The following is a 17,277-nucleotide window of genomic DNA, read 5'->3' on the forward strand; positions in this document are numbered from 1 at the left end:
TCAGGCCTCCTTGACGCGCGGGTTGCGGGGGGTGGCCTGGTCGGCCGAGCGGGCCGGCAGGGCCCGGCCGAGGCCGCTGACCCGCGGGGACAGGAACGCCCGGGTACGGGCGAACATCGTCATGATCGGGTGGCGGAAGAGGAACACCACCACCAGGTCCAGCACCGTGGCCAGGCCGAGGGCGAAGGCGAAGCCCTTCACCTGGCCGACCGAGACGATGTAGAGCACCACGGCCGACATCAGCGTGATCGCGTTCGCCGAGATGATCGTCCGGCGGGCCCGGATCCAGGCGCGCGGCACCGCGCTGCGCGGGCTGCGGCCCTCGCGGATCTCGTCCTTGAGCCGCTCGAAGTAGATGACGAAGGAGTCCGCCGCCACACCGAGTGAGACGATCATGCCGGCGATGCCGGCGAGGGTGAGGGTGAAGCCGATCTGCCGGCCGAGCACCACCAGCGCGCCGAAGACCAGCAGCGCGGAGAGCACCAGGCTCAGGAAGATGACCGAGCCGAGCAGCCGGTAGTAGAAGAACGAGTAGATGATGACCAGCAGCAGGCCGATGCCGGCGGCGAGCAGACCGGCCCGCAGCTGGCTTTCGCCGAGGCTCGCGGTGACGTTCTGCTGGGTCTGCGGCACGAAGGTCACCGGCAGGGCGCCGTAGCGCAGCTGGCTGGCCAGGTCGTTGGCCGACTTGCTGTCGAAGCTGCCGCTGATCTGCGAGTCGCCGGTCAGCACGCCCTGGATCTCGGGCGCCGAGACGATCGCGTTGTCCAGCACCACGGCCACCCGGCACTTGCCCTCGTTGCCGAGCGCGGCCTGGTCGCAGGCGTTACCGGTGTTCTGGAACGCCTCGCGGGTCAGCTCGGTCCACTTGCCCTGGCCGTCGCCGGTGAAGTTCAGGCTGACCACCCAGGCGCTGGTCTGGTCGAGCACCGCGTTGGCGTCCTTGACGTCGGTGCCCTCCACCTTCGCCACGTCGAGCAGGTACTTCGCCGCGCCGCCCTCGCAGGCGACCGCCCGCTGCTTCGGGTCCTTGATCGACGCGGCCGGCCGCTTGTCCAGCTGGGCGCAGCTGATGGTCGGGACGTTGAACTGCATCTCCGGGGTCAGCACCGCGATCTCCTGCGGGGAGAGCGTGCTGAACGGCTTGAGCTTCTCGGCCAGCGACGGGTCGGCGGCGAGGTCGGCCGGAGCCTGGAGAGCGCTCGCGGCGGCCCAGGCGGGCGCGCCGACCTTCTTCTGCACGGCCTGCCGCTGCTGCTCGATGCTCTGCGACACCGGCGGGGTGCTGGCGCTCGGCGACGCGGCCGGGGCGCTCGGCGAGGCCGACGCGGACGGGGTGGCGCTGGCGCTCGGCGCCGGGGCGCCGCCGCCCTGGCCACCGGCGCTCGGCGAGGAGGTCACCTTCGGCGCGGCGCTGCCGGACGGCTTCGCCGACGCGGTGGCCGACGGCTTCGGCGCGGCACTGCCGGACGGGGCCGGGGTGGGCGTCGCCGCCGGGGCGGCGACCGCGCCGCTGCCGTCGGCGGCCTTGAGCACCTTGCGGAAGCGCAGCTCCGCGGCGCTGCCGACGTCGGTCAGGTCGCGGTTCTCACCGGGCAGGGAGATGACGATGTTCCGGTTGCCCTCGGTGACCACCTCGGCCTCGGCGACGCCGTAGCCGTTGACCCGGCTCTCGATGATCTGCCGGGCCTCCTCCAGGTTCGCCGCGGTGGGCGGCTTGCCGTCGAGGCTGTTGGTGGCCTCCAGCGTGAGCCGGGTGCCACCGATGAGGTCCAGGCCGAGCCGGGGCTCCAGCCGGTCCTTCCAGCCACCATGGGCGCCGGAGAAGAACACCAAAGAATAGAGGACGACGAAGATGAGCCCGAGTACGGCGAGCTGCCGCCCTGGGCGCATCTGTCCCTGAGGTGGTGCCACGGCTGTCCTGTCTCCCTGTAACGGTCGCGCCGCTTGTGCAGCGGCGGCGAGGTCGGGCCCGGGGGTCCGGGCCGACGTGCTCTCACGGGCCGGCTCCGGCGACGGTCGGCACGACGTACCGCCGCCGACGCCGGGAGCGCCGGTCGGGCGGGGACCCGTGCCGGCCCCGGAGGCCGGCCCACCTATCCAGTTGTTCCGTCACCCCCGACCCCGCGACCGGGACCGGGTACGACACTCATTCCTTGACGGCGTCTGCGTCCTCGGTGACCGGCTCGGCCGACTCGACGCGCTCGGCCTGGTTGACCACCCGGGCGATGGCCGGACGGGCGTACCGGGTCTGCACGCCGGGCGCCACCTCGAGCAGCACCGTGTCGTCGTCCACGCCGGTGACGGTGCCGTAGAGCCCGCCGATGGTGACCACCTCGTCGCCCGGGGAGAGGGTGGCCTGCATGGACTCGGCCTCCTTGCGGCGCTTCTGCTGCGGCCGGATCATCATGAAGTACATGACGCCGAAGAGCAGGGCGATCATGAGGATCGGCGTGAGACCGCCGGCGCCTCCGCCGGAGGCTGCTGCGTAGAGCACGGTGTGCGACCTTCCCATTGGCCTCCGACCCGGCGCGAATGCCGGAGCGGAGGCGGATTCTCACATCCTGTACAGACCGGCGCGAGTCTAATCCCTGCGCCTGAGAACGCCGAATGCGGTGCAGATCACGTTCGGATCACGGCTGATCGGGCGCGGCGGAGAACAGATCGGGCGCGGACGCGGTCTCCGTGCCAAATGTACCATTTGGCGGCGTACGGCCTAGATGGCGCCAGGCGGCCTCGGTGGCCACCCGCCCCCGCGGCGTTCGGGCCAGCAGACCGGCCCGCACCAGGAAGGGCTCGCAGACCTCCTCAACCGTGTCCGGCTGCTCCCCCACCGCCACCGCCAGGGTGGACAGGCCCACCGGGCCACCCCGGAACGAGTCCACCAGGGCGGTCAGCACCGCCCGGTCCAGCCGGTCCAGACCCAGCGCGTCGACGTCGTACACCAGCAGGGCCGCCCGGGCGGTCTCCAGGGTGACCACCCCGTCGGCCCGGACCTCGGCGAAGTCGCGGACCCGGCGCAGCAGCCGGTTGGCGATCCGGGGCGTGCCCCGGGAGCGGCCGGCGATCTCCACCGCCCCCTCCGGCGTGATCGGGACACCGAGGATCCGTGCCGAGCGGTGCAGCAGCGCCTCCAGGTCGACCGGGGAGTAGAAGTCCAGGTGCGCGACGAAGCCGAACCGGTCCCGCATCGGCCCGGTGAGCAGGCCGGAGCGGGTGGTCGCGCCGACCAGGGTGAACGGCTCCACGTCCAGCGGGATCGCGGTCGCCCCCGGCCCCTTGCCGACCACCACGTCGACCCGGAAGTCCTCCATCGCGCTGTAGAGCAGCTCCTCCGCCGGCTTCGCGATCCGGTGGATCTCGTCGATGAAGAGCACGTCGCCCTCGGCCAGGCTGGTCAGGATCGCCGCCAGGTCACCGGAGCGCTCGATCGCCGGGCCGCTGGTCACCCGGATGCCCGCGCCCAGCTCGGCGGCGACGATATTGGCCAGTGTCGTCTTCCCGAGGCCAGGCGGCCCGGACAGCAGGATGTGGTCGGGCGGGCTTCCGCGCCGCATCGCGCCCTGGAGCAGCAGGTCGAGCTGGTCGCGAACCCGATGCTGGGCGATGAACTCGTCGAGCCGCTTCGGCCGGACGGTGGCCTCCGCGTCCAGCTCCGCGTCGTTGACGTACCCGGAGACCAGGTCGTCGCCGTTCACCGGGTCCGGCCCAGCAACCGGATGGCCTGCTTGAGCAGGACCGGGACCGGCGGGGTCTCCCCGTCGACGGTCTCCGCCACCGCGGCCACCGCCTGGTCGGCCTGGCCGGCCGTCCAGCCCAGCCCGACCAGCGCCTGGCGGACCTGCTCCGGCCAGGCCCCGCCGGTCACCCCGGCCGCGCCGTCGGCGCCCACCGGGACCGGGCCGATCCGGTCACGCAGCTCCAGCACCAGCCGTTCGGCGCCCTTCTTGCCGATCCCCGGCACCCGGGTCAGCGCGGCGGTGTCGGCGTTGGCGATCGCCTTACGGACGGCGTCCGGGGTGTGCACGGCGAGCACCGCCTGAGCCAGCCGCGGCCCCACCCCGCTGGCGGTCTGGAGCAGCTCGAAGAGCTGCTTGGCGTCGTCGTCGGGGAAGCCGTAGAGGGTGAGCGAGTCCTCCCGGACCACCAGGCTGGTGGCGAGCCGGGCCGGCTGGCCGACCCGCAGCTCGGCGAGCGTGCCCGGGGCGCACTGCACCGCCAGGCCGATCCCGCCGACCTCCACCACTGCGTGATCCGGACCGGTCGCGGTCACCGTGCCGCGCACGCTGGCGATCATCGTGCTCCTCCTCGTCGTGCCCGGTCCGCGGCGGCGGCCAGCTTGGACCGGGTGCCGCCCCGCCACACGTGACAGATGGCCAGGGCCAGGGCGTCGGCGGCGTCCGCCGGCTTGGGCGGCTCGGCCAGCCGCAGCAACCGGGTGACCATGGTGGTCATCTGCTTCTTGTCGGCCTGACCGGAACCGGTCACCGCCGCCTTCACCTCGCTCGGGGTGTACGTCTGCACCGGCAGGCCGGCGCGCGCGCCGGCGAGCACGGCGATCCCGCTGGCCTGGGCGGTGCCCATCACCGTGCGGACGTTGTGCTGGCTGAACACCCGCTCGACGGCGACCGCGTCCGGCCGGTGCTCGGCGACCAGCTCGGTCAGTGACCGGTCCAGGTGCAGCAGGCGCAGCGGCAGGTCGTCGCCGGGATCGGTGTAGACGACGTAGTAGGCGACCAGCGTGCAGGGCCGCCCCGGCACGCCCTCGACCACGCCGACCCCGCACCGGGTCAGCCCCGGGTCGACGCCCAGCACCCGCACGCCGCCTCCTCCCCCAGCCGCCAGCAGTACGTGTGTTCGACACCCTACTGGTCCGCCCACCATGGCACCCGGGGGGACACGCCGGGCCGTACCGCGCGGCACGGTGGGCCGCGGTACGCCGCCATGGTGATGACCGACCCTGGCCGCCCGTCCCCGGCCCGCTCCGGCCCCGCCCACACAGACCGAGGGGCGAGTATGTGTCGCCGCCCCATGTGCCGCCGGCCACACAGCTCGTAACTTCTTGCGCCATGACGGCAGAACCCGTGGCGGTCCCCCACGTCGTACACGTCGACCTCTCCGGTCGTAGCGCTCTGGTGACCGGTGGTGGCAGCGGCATCGGCCGGGCCTGCGCGCTGCGCCTCGCGGAGGCGGGCGCGGCGGTGCTGGTGGTGGACCGCAACGTCGAGGCGGCCAAGGCGGTGGCCGCCGAGGCGGGCGGCCGGGCCGAGGGCGTCGACCTGGCGGACCTGGCCGCGGTGCAGCGGCTCGACGCAGACGTCGACATCGTGGTCAACAACGCCGGACTCCAGCACGTCGCGCCGGTGCAGGACTTCCCCACCGAGCGCTTCGCGTACCTGCACCGGGTGATGGTGGAGGCACCGTTCCTGCTCATCCGGCGCGCGCTGCCGCACATGTACGCCCGCGGCTGGGGCCGGATCATCAACATCTCCTCGGTGCACGGGCTGCGCGCCTCGCCCTTCAAGGCGGCCTACGTGTCGGCGAAGCACGGGCTGGAGGGGCTGTCCAAGGTGGTGGCGCTGGAGGGCGCCGCGCACGGGGTCACCGCCAACTGCATCAACCCGGCGTACGTGCGCACCGCACTGGTGGAGAGCCAGATCGCCGACCAGGCCGCCAGCCACGGCATCGGCGAGGACGAGGTGATCGAGAAGATCATGCTGGCCCGGGCCGCGATCAAGAGGCTGATCGAGCCGGAGGAGGTGTCCGAGCTGATGGCGTACCTCTGCTCCCCACCCGCGGCCTTCATCACCGGCGCCTCGATCGCCCTCGACGGGGGCTGGACGGCGAACTAGTGGGGCCGCGCACAATGTCGGTCATGTCGTCGCCGGTGGAGTTCCTCGAACTGCTCGCCCGGGAGGCCGCCGCGGTCGAGTTCGAGGGTCCGCTGGTGGCCGCCCGGGCCGCCGGGCTGCCCGCCGAGCGGCTGGCCGAGCTGGAACAGGCCAAGCTGGTCGCGTTGCGGGTGCGCGGGCTGCTGGAGCGCCGGCGGCGCCGGGAGACCGAGCTCTCCGGCCTGTACGACACCGCCAGCGACCTGGCCGGCCTGCGCGACCTCGACGACGTGCTGCGGGCCATCGTGCACCGGGCCCGGCACCTGCTCGGCGCCGACGTGGCGTACATGACGCTCAACGACGACGAGCGCGGCGACACCTACATGCGGGTCACCGACGGCTCGATCTCGGCGCGGTTCCAGCGGCTGCGGCTGGAGATGGGTGACGGGCTGGGCGGCCTGGTGGCCCAGACCGGCACCCCGTACGTGACCGCGAACTACCAGGAGGACGAGCGCTTCCACCACACCGGCGAGATCGACTCCGGGGTGGGCGAGGAGGGCCTGGTGGCGATCCTCGGGGTGCCGCTGCGGCTCGGGTCGAGCGTGATCGGGGTGCTCTACGCGGCGAACCGGTCGGCCCGACCGTTCGCCCGCGAGGAGGTGTCCCTGCTGGTCTCCCTCGCGGCGCACGCCGCGGTGGCGATCGACACCGCCCGACTGCTCGCCGAGACCCGCTCGGCGCTGGCCGAGCTCTCCGCGGCGAACACCACCATCCGGGCGCACAGCAGCTCGGTGGAGCGGGCCGCGGCGGCGCACGACCGGATGACCGCGCTGGTGCTGCGTGGCGGCGGCGTCGAGGACGTGGTCGCGGCGGTCACCGACGTGCTCGGCGGGACGCTGCTGGCGCTGGACGCCGAGGGGCGGGCGCTGGCCCGGGTCGGCGAGATCGACGAGCCGGACCGGGTGGACCTGGTGGAGGCCGTGGCGGCCTCCCGGACCGAGGGGCGCAGCGTGCGTCGCGGCCACCTCTGGTACGCCGCGGTGGTGGCCGGCGCGGAGAACCTGGGCGCGCTGGTGCTGCGCCCGGACGACGAGCTGGTCGACGCCGACCAGCGGATCCTGGAGCGGGCGGCGCTGGTGACCGCGCTGCTGCTGCTGTTCCGCCGCAACGTGGCCGAGGCGGAGGGGCGGGTCCGGGGCGAGCTGCTCGACGACCTGATTGCCCGGCCGCTACGGGACACCGACGCGCTGCGCAACCGGGCCCGCCGGCTCGGGGTGGACCTGGACGCGCCGCACGTGCTGGTGGCGGTCGGCGAGGACGCGATCGCCGCCACCGGCTCCGCCCGGCAGCGGGTGCTCTCCTGGGCCACCACGTACGCCTCGACCCGGGGCGGCCTGGCGGCGGCGCGCGACGGCCGGGTGGTGCTGATGCTGCCGGGCCGGGACGCCGGCGGCAGCGCCCGGGCGGTGGCCCGGGACCTGTCCCGGGTGACCGGCCGGCCGGTGACCGCCGGGGCGAGCGGCCCGACCTCGGGGCCGGCGGCGTTGGCCGCCACCTTCACCGAGGCCGACCGCTGCCTGACCGCGCTGGGCGCGCTGGGCCGGGCCGGCGAGGGGGCGAGCACCGCCGAGCTGGGCTTCGTCGGGCTGCTGTTGGGCACGGTGGGCGACCAGGGCGAGCGGGACGTGGCCCGGTTCCTGGCCGCCACGGTGGGGCCGGTCGTGGAATACGACGCGCGGCGGGGCACCGCCCTGGTCAAGACCCTGGAGGCCTACTTCGGGGTGGGCGGCAGCCTGGCCCGGGCGGCGGAGCTGCTGCACGTGCACGTCAACACGGTCACCCAGCGGTTGGAGCGGGTGGGGCAGCTGCTCGGCCCGGACTGGCAGAAGCCGGAGCGGGCGCTGGAGGTGCAGCTGGCGCTGCGTCTGCACCGGCTGCGTAGCCCGACGGGCTGAACCCGGGCCGGGTCGGGCCGGCGGCGCCGGACGACGGCCGGCTCGCCGCCGTGGCGGCAGCCGACCACAGGTCGCACCGCCGGCGGCGGTCAGCGGGCCCGGATGCCCTCCAGGACGGCGTCGACGATCCGTTCGGGCAGGATCTGGTCGTCCAGCTCCGGATGCCAGCGCAGCATCCGCTGCACCAGCATCGGGCCGGTGAGCAGCGCCATCGTCACCTCGACGTCGATGTCGGCGCGGAGTTCACCGGTACGGACGCCCCGGCGCAGCACCTCGCGCATCAACATTCGCCGCGGCTCGATGATGTTCTGGTAGAGCTGGAAGTGGTCCGGGCTGCGGTTCACCTCGGGCACCAGGCAGGGCATGATCTTCACGGCCCGCGGGTCGATGTTCTGCCCGACCGCGCCGACCAGCAGGACCAGGTCGTCCCGGACGGAGTCCCCGGCCGGCTGCGGCAGGACGCCCTTGAGCCGGCGCAGCGCGTCGAGCAGCAGCGCGTCCTTGCCCGGCCAGCGCCGGTAGATGGTGGCCTTGCCGACGCCGGCCCGGGAGGCGATGGCCTCGATCGAGAGCGCCTCGATCGTGCTCCCCTCGGCGAGCAGGTCGAGGGTGGCCTCGATGATGGCCTCGTCCGCGCGGACGCTCCGCGGTCGCCCGGGCGACCGCGGAGCATCGGCGGTGGAAGTCATGTCAGACATTGTTCCCGAACCTATGCGGTTCCGGCCATCTCCGGTTCTCCGACCGCCGATGTGGCGGCCGGGCCGGCACCGGCGTCGGGACGACCGGGCATCCAGCGGAGCACGATGAGAATGCCCAGGGCGGCCACCACCGCGGAGAGCGCCGCCGCCCAGTGCATGGCCGAGACGAAGGCGTCGTTGGCCGCCGCGATCAGCTTCGGCGCCGCCGACCCCAACTGGCCCGCCGCGGCGTACGCCCCGGAGACGGACTCGTTGGCCGCCTCGCGGGCCGGGGCGGGCAGCCCGTCGACCGTTGAGGCGATGTCCTCCCGGTAGACCGCGGAGAGGACCGAGCCGAGCACGGCCACGCCCAGCGCACCGGAGACCTGCCGGACGGTGTTGCTGACCGCGGAGCCGACACCGGCCTTCTCCCGCGGCAGCGCCGACATGATCGACTCGGTGGCCGGCGGCATGATGTTGGCCATCCCGGTGCCCTGGAGGAAGAAGACCACCAGCACCACCCAGATCGGGGTGTCCGCGTCGACGAAGGCGAAGGAGGCCAGCGCGACGGTGGTCAGCCCGAGGCCGACCACGGCGACCGCCCGGCCGCCGTACCGGCGGACCATGGCGGCGCTGCGGGGCGCGAAGATCAGCTGGGCGCCGGCGAACGGCAGGAACAGCAGGCCGGTCTGCAGCGGGCTGTAACCGCGGACCAGTTGCAGGTAGAACGAGCTGAAGAACATGACGCCCATGGCGGCGAAGAAGATCAGGCCGACGATCGCCACCGGGGCGGCGAAGCGCGGCACCCGGAACAGCCGGACGTCCAGCGACGGGTGGTCGCTGCGCCGCTCGTGGTCGATGAACCAGGCCAGCACCGCCAGGCCGCCGACGATCGACGCCCACACCACCGGACGGTCGAAGCCGTGCTCGCCGCCGTCGATGATCCCGTACGTCAGGGCGACCAGGCCGACCACCGAGAGCACCACGCCGAGCAGGTCGACCCGGCCGGGGCTGGGATCGCGGGACTCCGGCACCAGCACCGCCACCAGGACCACGCCGATCGCCACCACCGGCACGTTGATCAGGAAGACCGAGCCCCACCAGTAGTGCTCCAGCAGCGCGCCGCCGAGGATCGGGCCGATCGCCACGGCGAGGCCGACCGCGCCGGCCCAGACGCCGATCGCCCGGCCCCGCTCCCGGGGGTCGAAGACGTTCGAGATGATCGACAGGGTGACCGGCATGATCGCCGCGCCGCCGATCCCCATCAGGGCACGCGCCGCGATCAGCTGGCCCGGGTCCTGCGCGTACGCGGACAGCAGCGAGGCCAGGCCGAAGAGCACCAGCCCCATCAGCAGGAACCGGCGACGGCCGAAGCGGTCGCCGAGGACGCCGAAGGTGAAGAGCAGTCCGGCGAAGACCAGCGTGTAGGAGTTGATCGACCACTCCAGCTCGCCCTGGCTGGCCCCGAGGCCGTGCACCGGGTCGGCCAGGGTGCGCAGGGCGACGTTGAGGATCGTGTTGTCGAGGACGACGACGAGCAGGCTGATCACCAGCACGCCGAGGATCCCCCACCGCCTCGGATGTCCGGTGTTCTCGTGCGGTTCCATGTGGTCCGGTTCTCCCCCCGGCTCACCCGCATCGCAAATACGATACGGGGCAGACTCGTAACGGTCAGAGCGTAGGACGCGGAGTTTCGATACGGAACCGAATCGTATCGTATGTGGCGGGCATCACGCCGCCCTTCCCCGAAGCATCCTCACGAACACCCCCGACACTTCCCGCCGCCCGCCCGCCTGCCAGCCCGCTCTGCCGCGGTCCCGCCACGCTTCGCGCCCCGCTCCGCCCCCGGCCCGCAGCACTCCCCCGCCCGCTCCGCTCCCCCAGCGTTGATCAAGAAGTTTGGGGACGCTGTCACCCCCGGATCAGTGCGCAAACTTCTTGATCAACGGGGTGGCGGTGGTGCTTTTTGGCCGCTCGTGAACCAGGGGCGGGGTGTGGGGTTTTGGAGCTGGCGGGATAACTGGCGGCGCTTGGGTTGGTTGTCCGGTCTGGGGCCTGTGAGCAGTTTCGTTGGTGCAGTGCCGGCTGGGTGTGTGATCCGGGTCCGTCGGTGCAGTGCCGGTTCGGGTCGGCTGTTCGGCTCGAGGGTGTCGCGGCTTTGCCGGGTGCCGGGTCTGTGCCGGCCTGGCCTTGAGGTCCCGTGACCGGTGGCACCCTGAGCCTGGAATCGTGGCCGGCCCGGGGTCGTTACATATCCCGTACGACCGCAGTAGCAGGCCCCTCCGGCGCGGCCGGATGGATGCGGTGGCCCCGGAATGACGGCGGGCCGGCGGTCGTTACATCCTCTGCACGACCGCACTAGCAGCCCCTCCCGGCCTGGCCGGATGGATGGCCAAGCCCCGGAATGATGGCGGGCCCGCGGTCGTTACACATGGTCCCGGCGCCCGAGCCCCCCGGCTTGTGAAGCCAGCCGGACGAAGACTTTCCCCCTTGTGCTTTGAGCGCCCCTGTTCGTGGTGCTTGCCCGCCCGTGACCGTCCCCCTGGTTCGGGTTGGGCCAACCCCCGAAGGAGCTTCTCTGATGAAGACCACCATGCTGCGTAAGAGTGTTCTGGGTATCGCTGGTCTGGCCTTCGCCGGTGGCGTGTTCGCCGGCCCGGCCATGCACGCCGACGCCGCCCCGGCGGTGGACGCCAAGCCCGTCGCGGTGGCCGTGCAGGCCGACAAGCCGGGTGTGGACAAGGCCAAGCTGATCCCGCACGGTGTGCAGGGCAGCCAGTCGCGCATCGACCTGAACGATGAGCAGACCGCGAACGTGAAGGCGATCATCGCCGGGACGAAGAAGTCGGGTCTGGACGAGCGGGCCGCGGTCATCTCCATCGCCACCAGCCTGCAGGAGTCGAAGCTGGAGAACCTGGGCCACCTCGGCGACCGCAATGACCACGACTCGCTGGGCCTGTTCCAGCAGCGCCCGTCCTCGGGTTGGGGCAGCCCGGAGCAGATCACCGACCCGATCTACTCCACGATGGCCTTCCAGAAGGGCCTCAAGCAGATCGACGGCTGGCAGGACATGCCGCTGACCGAAGCCGCCCAGACCGTGCAGGTCTCCGCCTACCCGGACGCCTACGCCCAGTGGGAGCAGCAGGCCGCCGACCTCGTCGCCAAGCACTGGAACAGCTGACCCCGATAAGCGAACGCTGGCCGGCACCCCTCACGGGGTGCCGGCCAGCGGCATATCCGAATCTTGGACAGTTACGGTCCACAGCTGACGGCAACCGTCCAAGATCTCCCTACCTCCATCCGCCCCACCCGCGTTGATCATGAGGTTGACGGCAGCGGAGGAGATCCACACCGCCGGTAACCCCATGATCAACACACCTGGCCAGAGGCGGGGCGCGCCAGGCCGGGGGCGGGGGGCGCCAGGCCGGGGGCGGGGGGCGCTAGGGCAGGGGTGCGGCGGGGGCCGCAGGCGGTCAGGGCGGCGGCGAAGGTGGTGAGGCGTACCGAGGGGGGCGCGAGGGGCTCGATCCAGCCCGGGCCGGCGCCGAAGACGCGTACCCCCGGGAAGTCCCGCCCGAACCGGACCAGGCGATACGCGCGGCCGGTGAGCGGGGTCTGCGACCAGACCACGACGGTGTGCGGGCTGGTCCGCAGCACGGCGGAGGCCAAGGCGACCCAGGGCAGCGCCGGCCCGAGGTGCAGGCAGCCCCGGCCCTGCTCGCGGAGCGCGGCGGCGAGGGCGTGCAGCCCGAGGCTGTGCGTCTCGTGCTCCGCGCCGGCCAGCAGCACACCGTCCGGGGGCAGCTGCCGGGACGGTTCCCGACGGTGCACGTCCAGGCCCACCCGGATGCCCTCGGAGAGGGCGTGCTCGACGGCGATCTCGCTGGCGGTGCGCCCGCGCAGCGCCCCCAGCAGCGGTACGCACACCTGCTCCCAGACCGGCGCCACGCCCGCCTCGGCGGCAAGATCGAGCATGAGCGCGGCGACCTGGTTGGCGTCGAGGTCCTCGGCGGCAGCGGAGAGCCGCTTGCTGGCCGTGTCCACGGCCTCGCCGGACATCGGATCTGTCAGCACCAGACGTACCCCCGGGTAGGTGACCACTACCAGGGGGTTCGTCGGGACGCCGCGGTTCGGATGCGCCGGGCGGCGGATTTATCTGCGGCGGGCCGCCAACCAGCGGAGCGCGAGCGCGGACACGCTGCCCCACACACCGCGCCGGAAAAGCAGCACGACAAGGACGAAGATGCCGCCGGTGACCAGGCCGATCGCCTCGAATCCGGAGAACGACAGCCAGTCCTCCAGCCGGACCACGAGCGCCGCGCCGAGCACTCCACCCCAGAGCGTGCCGATCCCGCCGAGCACCACCACGATCACCGCCTTGCCGGAGGTGGTCCAGTGCAGCACGTCGAGGGAGACGAAGCGGTGCCCGACGGCGAAGAGTCCGCCGCCGAGACCGGCGATGAAGCCGGAGAGCACGAACGCGGTCAGCTTGTACCGGTGCACCGGGTAGCCCAACGCACGGGCCCGCGCCGAGTTGTCCCGGATGCCGACCAGCACCCGGCCGAACGGGGAGTGCACGATCCGCCAGGCGGCGGCCAGGCCGAGCAGCACGATCGGCAGGATCGCGTAGTAGAAGTAGTAGTCGTCGGTCAGGTCCATCCCGAAGAACTCCCGGGGCACCCCCTGGAGGCCGTTCTCGCCGCGGGTCACCGACCGCCACTCGTTGGCGACGTAGTAGACCATCTGCGCGAAGGCCAGCGTGACCATCGCGAAGTAGATGCCGGTCCGCTTCACCGCCAGGTAACCGATCGGCAGCGCGAGCACCGCGGCGGCGAGTGCCCCGGCCAGCACGGCGACCGGGAAGGGCAGGCCGGCGTGGATCGCCACCAGCCCGGTGACGTACGCCGAGGTGCCCCAGAACGCGGCATGCCCGAAGGACATCAGCCCGGTGAAGCCGAGCAGCAGGTCCACCGAGACGGCGAAGAGCGCCCAGCACAGGATGTCCACGGCCACCGCCGGGTAGAGCCCGTTGGGCAGCCAGAGCGCCACGGCCAGACCGGCGGCGAGCAGCGCGTACCGGACCCAGCCGGGCGCCCGGGCCACGGCGACCAGGCCGGAGCCGGTCGCCGGCCGGGCCGCCTCGGCCGGGGTGTCGACGGTGCTGGTCATGCCGGTGCCTCCTCACGGCCGAACAGCCCGGCCGGCCGCCAGAGCAGCACGACGGCCATCACGATGAAGACGATCGTCTGGGACACGATCGGGAAGTCGGAGAGGTACGCCTCTCCCCATGCCTGGACCAGGCCGATGCCGAAGCCGGCGGCGACCGAGCCGAAGATGGAGCCGAGTCCGCCGATCACCACCACCGCGAAGACCACGATGATCAGGTCGGCGCCCATCAGCGGGTTCACCGCCCGCATCGGCGCGGCGAGCACCCCGGCCAGGCCGGCCAGCGCGATACCGAAGCCGAACACCGGGGTCACCCAGCGCCCCACGTCGATGCCGAGCGCCCGGGTCAGCTCGGGCCGCTCGGTGGCGGCCCGGACCACCATCCCGATCCGGGTACGGGTGAGCACCCACCACACCGCGACGCAGAGCAGCACCGCGAAGCCGAGGATGAAGACCCGGTAGGTGGGGAAGTCGAAGAGCCCGAAGTCGATCGAGCCGCTGAGCGCGTCCGGGGTGGCGTACGGGCTGGACTGCATGCCGTACCGGGTCTTCACCAGGTCCTGCAGGATCAGCGTGAGGCCGAAGGTGAGCAGGAAGTTGTAGAGCGGGTCGAGCCGGGTGAGCCGGTGGATGGCCAGTCGTTCCAGCACCATGCCGAGCAGACCCAGCCCGAGCGGCATGATCACCAGCGCCGCCCAGAACGGCACGCCGGCCTCGGTGAGCAGCACGTACGCCCCGAAAGCGCCGAGCATGTAGAAGGCGCCGTGGGCGAAGTTCACCACCCGGAGCATGCCGAAGATGACCGCGAGCCCGAGGGCGAGCAGGGCGTAGAACGCCCCGCTCACCAGCCCGTTGAACGTGTTCTGCGCGAAGCCTGACATCAATCCGTCACATCTTGCAGTCGGCCGACGGGGCGCGGAACGCCTCCGCGGCGGGGATGGTCTTGAGGACCTTGACGTAGTCCCACGGCTCGGTGACGTCGGCCTGCGGCTTCACCTGGGCCAGGTACGCATCGTGGATCACCCGGTGGTCCTCGGCGCGGATCTTGCCGTTGCGCAGGAAGACGTCGTTGACCTCCTTGCCCTCCAGCCCCTTGACCACGCTGTCCGCGTCATCGGTGCCGGCGGCCTGCACCGCCTCCAGGTACTGCATGGCCGCGGAGTAGTTGGCCGCGTGGGCGAAGGACGGCCGGGTGCCGGTCTCCTTCTGGAAGCGGTCGGCGAACTCGCGGTTCTGCTGGTCGAAGTTCCAGTACCAGGCGTCGGTGTAGGTGGTGCCGGCCAGCGCCGCCGGGGTGAGCGAGTGGATGTCGGAGATGAACATCAGGCCCACGGCCAGCCCGATGCCCTTCTCCCGCAGCTTGAACTCGTTGTACTGCTTGACCACGTTGACCAGCTCCGCGCCGGCCTGCATGGTGCCCAGCACCTGCGGCTTCGGGTTCATGCTGGACGCCTTGAGCAGGAACGACGAGTAGTCGCCGGTGGTGTTCGGGAACGGCGCGCCGTCCTTGCCGACCACCTTCCCGCCGGCCTTCTCGATCGCGGCGGAGAAGTTCTTCTCCATGTCCTGACCGAAGGCGTAGTTCGGGTAGAGGATGTACCAGTTCTTGCCGACCTGCTCGGTGGTGGTCTTCCCGGTGCCGTTGGCCAGCATGTACGTGTCGTACGCGTAGTGGAACGTGTACTTGTTGCAGCTCTTGCCGGTCAGGTCGGTGGTCGCCGCGCCGATGTTGAAGTAGAGCTTCTTCTTCTCCTTGGCCACGTCGGCGACCTTCAGGGCGGCCGACGAGGTGGGCACGTCGAGGATCAGGTCGACGCCCTTGCGGTCGTACATCTCCTGGGCCTTGGCGTTGGCTACGTCCGGCTTGTTCTGGTGGTCGGCGGTCTGCACGGTGATGTCCTTGGTCACCGCCTTGTCGCCGTACTTGGCCTTGAAGTCGGCGATGGCCATCTCCACGGCCTTGACCGAGTTCTTCCCGGACAGCTCCGAGTAGGCCCCGGACTGGTCGTTGAGCACGCCCAGCACGACCTTGTCGCCGGTCAGCTTCTGGTCGCCGCCCGAGGCCGGGCCACCCCCGCCACAACCGGCTGCCAGCACCACCGCCGCCGACGCGGCGGCCACACCCACGCTCCTACGCATGTCCATCCCTTTCGTACCGCGCGGACTCCGCGCGGGTCAGCCGTCGAAGAATTCAAATCCCGAGGTACGCCAGCAGCTCGCGTTCCCGCGAGCGCACCTCGGAGTTCGCCATCGCCTCCACGACGCGTCCCTCGGCCAGCAGGTAGTGCCGGTCGGCGACGCCGGTGGCGAAGTGCAGGTTCTGCTCGACCAGCAGCACGGTCACGCCGTGCTCCTTGGCCTCCCGCAGCAGGTCGCCGACCTGCTGCACGAGCAGCGGAGAGAGCCCCTCGGTGGGCTCGTCGCAGAGCAGCAGCCGGGCGCCCATCCGCAGCACCCGGGCCAGCGCGAGCATCTGCTGCTCACCGCCGGAGAGCATGGTGGCCGCCGAGTCGCGCCGCTGCCAGAGCGCCGGGAAGGCCTCGTAGACCCGCTCCAGCGGCCACGGGTCGGGGCCGACCCGGGGCGGCAGCGTCAGGTTCTCGGTGACGGTGAGGGTGGCGTACGCGCCCCGGTCGTCCGGGACCCAGCCGAGCCCGAGCCGCGCCCGCTTGTACGCCGGCACCTTCGTCAGGTCCCGGTCGTCGAGCGTGACCGTGCCCCGCTGGCTGGGGTGCAGCCCCATCACGCAGCGCAGCAGGGTCGACTTGCCGGCGCCGTTGCGGCCGACCAGGGTGACCACCTCGCCGGCGGCGACGTCCAGGCTCACCTCCCGCAGCACCTGCGCCTCGCCGTAGAACGCGGAGAGGTTCTCAATGCGCAGCATCAGCGGCTCCCAGGTAGGCGGTGATGACCCGCTCGTCGGCGCGGACCTGCTCGTACGGGCCCTCGACCAGGACCTTGCCGGCCTGTAGGACGGTGACGGTGTCCGCGAGCCGGCCGACCACGCTCATGTTGTGCTCGACCATCACCACGGTGCGCCCCTCGCGGACCTTCGCGATCAGCGCGACGGTGCGGTCGACGTCCTCCAGCCCCATCCCGGCGGTCGGCTCGTCGAGCAGCAGCACCTTCGGGTCCAGGGCGAGCGCGATGGCCAGCTCCAGGGCGCGCTTGCGCCCGTACGCCAGGGCCTCGGCGGGGGCCTCGGCGAGCGCGCCGAGGCCGACCATGTCCAGCAGCTCCCCGGCCCGGTCCCGGTAGCGGTCCATCAGCTTCGCCGAGCGCCAGAACCGCCAGCCCAGTCCGCTGGACGACTGCAACGCCAGCTCGACGTGCTCCCGGGCGCTGAGCTGGGGGAAGAGGCTGGTGATCTGGAAGGACCGCGCCACCCCCATCCGGGCCACCTGCTCCGGCGGCAGGCCGGTGACGTCCCGGCCGGCCAGTTCGATCTGCCCGGACGTCGGCGGCAGGAAACCGGTGAGCAGGTTGAACAGGGTGGTCTTGCCGGCGCCGTTCGGGCCGACCAGGGCGTGCACGCTCTCCGGGGCGATGTCCAGGTCGACGTGATCGACGGCCCGGAACCCCCGGAAGTCGCGGGTCAGCCCGCGGGCCGACAGGAGCGCTTGCCCGGCCATCGCCTCATCCTCCGCA

The 17,277-nt window shown here is 72.1% G+C and carries 16 protein-coding genes; 3 read left to right on the top strand and 13 right to left on the bottom strand.

The features are described 5' to 3' along the window. From secD to ruvC, 5 genes are all read right to left on the bottom strand, one after another. Complete coding sequence (gene secD / locus AC5RWQ_RS14445) at window positions 1–1,914, bottom strand: protein translocase subunit SecD (protein ID WP_494283233.1); 1,914 nt, start codon at window positions 1,912–1,914, stop codon at window positions 1–3. A gap of 235 nt (window positions 1,915–2,149) precedes the next feature. After that, window positions 2,150–2,497, bottom strand: a complete 348-nt coding sequence (yajC, locus tag AC5RWQ_RS14450) for a preprotein translocase subunit YajC (protein ID WP_494283234.1) — start codon at window positions 2,495–2,497, stop codon at window positions 2,150–2,152. A gap of 136 nt (window positions 2,498–2,633) precedes the next feature. Beyond that, a complete protein-coding gene (ruvB, locus tag AC5RWQ_RS14455) occupies window positions 2,634–3,698 on the bottom strand; it encodes a Holliday junction branch migration DNA helicase RuvB (RefSeq protein WP_494283235.1) in 1,065 nt (354 codons plus the stop codon). After that, complete coding sequence (gene ruvA / locus AC5RWQ_RS14460; protein WP_334492580.1) at window positions 3,695–4,297, bottom strand: Holliday junction branch migration protein RuvA; 603 nt, start codon at window positions 4,295–4,297, stop codon at window positions 3,695–3,697. Before ruvA ends, ruvB begins: the two co-directional genes overlap by 4 nt. Next, window positions 4,294–4,821: a crossover junction endodeoxyribonuclease RuvC gene (gene ruvC / locus AC5RWQ_RS14465; RefSeq protein WP_494283236.1), complete on the bottom strand. Its 528-nt coding sequence runs from the start codon at window positions 4,819–4,821 to the stop codon at window positions 4,294–4,296. Before ruvC ends, ruvA begins: the two co-directional genes overlap by 4 nt. A 248-nt stretch (window positions 4,822–5,069) precedes the next feature. Here ruvC and AC5RWQ_RS14470 point away from each other — a divergent pair, with 248 nt between their 5' ends. Further along, window positions 5,070–5,852: a 3-hydroxybutyrate dehydrogenase gene (locus tag AC5RWQ_RS14470; protein WP_494283237.1), complete on the top strand. Its 783-nt coding sequence runs from the start codon at window positions 5,070–5,072 to the stop codon at window positions 5,850–5,852. Window positions 5,853–5,866: 14 nt separating this feature from the next. After that, a complete protein-coding gene (locus AC5RWQ_RS14475; protein WP_494283238.1) occupies window positions 5,867–7,786 on the top strand; it encodes a helix-turn-helix domain-containing protein in 1,920 nt (639 codons plus the stop codon). 89 nt (window positions 7,787–7,875) lie between these two features. Here the strand turns inward: AC5RWQ_RS14475 and AC5RWQ_RS14480 are convergent, their stop codons facing one another. Together AC5RWQ_RS14480 and AC5RWQ_RS14485 are read right to left on the bottom strand one after the other, a co-directional pair. Next, entirely contained in the window at window positions 7,876–8,484 is a 609-nt protein-coding gene (locus AC5RWQ_RS14480; protein ID WP_494283239.1) for a TetR/AcrR family transcriptional regulator, read from the bottom strand. Window positions 8,485–8,495: 11 nt separating this feature from the next. After that, window positions 8,496–10,070 (bottom strand): MFS transporter, encoded by a 1,575-nt coding sequence (locus tag AC5RWQ_RS14485; protein WP_494283240.1) that lies wholly within the window; start codon window positions 10,068–10,070, stop codon window positions 8,496–8,498. Between the two features lie 974 nt (window positions 10,071–11,044). Here AC5RWQ_RS14485 and AC5RWQ_RS14490 point away from each other — a divergent pair. Next, entirely contained in the window at window positions 11,045–11,644 is a 600-nt protein-coding gene (locus tag AC5RWQ_RS14490; RefSeq protein ID WP_494283241.1) for a hypothetical protein, read from the top strand. Between the two features lie 188 nt (window positions 11,645–11,832). On the opposite strand, the gene AC5RWQ_RS14495 is transcribed toward AC5RWQ_RS14490, so the two are convergent. The 6 genes from AC5RWQ_RS14495 to AC5RWQ_RS14520 form a co-directional block, all read right to left on the bottom strand. Next, on the bottom strand, window positions 11,833–12,537 hold the full coding sequence (locus tag AC5RWQ_RS14495; RefSeq protein ID WP_494283242.1) for a transcriptional regulator: 705 nt from the start codon (window positions 12,535–12,537) through the stop codon (window positions 11,833–11,835). 78 nt (window positions 12,538–12,615) lie between these two features. Then, complete coding sequence (locus AC5RWQ_RS14500; protein ID WP_494283243.1) at window positions 12,616–13,632, bottom strand: branched-chain amino acid ABC transporter permease; 1,017 nt, start codon at window positions 13,630–13,632, stop codon at window positions 12,616–12,618. Further along, entirely contained in the window at window positions 13,629–14,510 is an 882-nt protein-coding gene (locus AC5RWQ_RS14505; protein WP_494283244.1) for a branched-chain amino acid ABC transporter permease, read from the bottom strand. Before AC5RWQ_RS14505 ends, AC5RWQ_RS14500 begins: the two co-directional genes overlap by 4 nt. Before the next feature lie 7 nt (window positions 14,511–14,517). Continuing rightward, entirely contained in the window at window positions 14,518–15,774 is a 1,257-nt protein-coding gene (locus AC5RWQ_RS14510; protein WP_494283245.1) for an ABC transporter substrate-binding protein, read from the bottom strand. A 46-nt stretch (window positions 15,775–15,820) separates the two neighbouring features. Further along, window positions 15,821–16,513 carry an ABC transporter ATP-binding protein gene (locus AC5RWQ_RS14515; protein WP_494283246.1) on the bottom strand — a complete coding sequence of 231 codons (693 nt, stop codon included), beginning with the start codon at window positions 16,511–16,513 and terminating at the stop codon, window positions 15,821–15,823. Then, window positions 16,500–17,261 (bottom strand): ABC transporter ATP-binding protein, encoded by a 762-nt coding sequence (locus tag AC5RWQ_RS14520; RefSeq protein ID WP_494283247.1) that lies wholly within the window; start codon window positions 17,259–17,261, stop codon window positions 16,500–16,502. Before AC5RWQ_RS14520 ends, AC5RWQ_RS14515 begins: the two co-directional genes overlap by 14 nt. Window positions 17,262–17,277: the final 16 nt, after the last annotated feature.

The organism is Micromonospora sp. BS32, assembly GCF_059089345.1.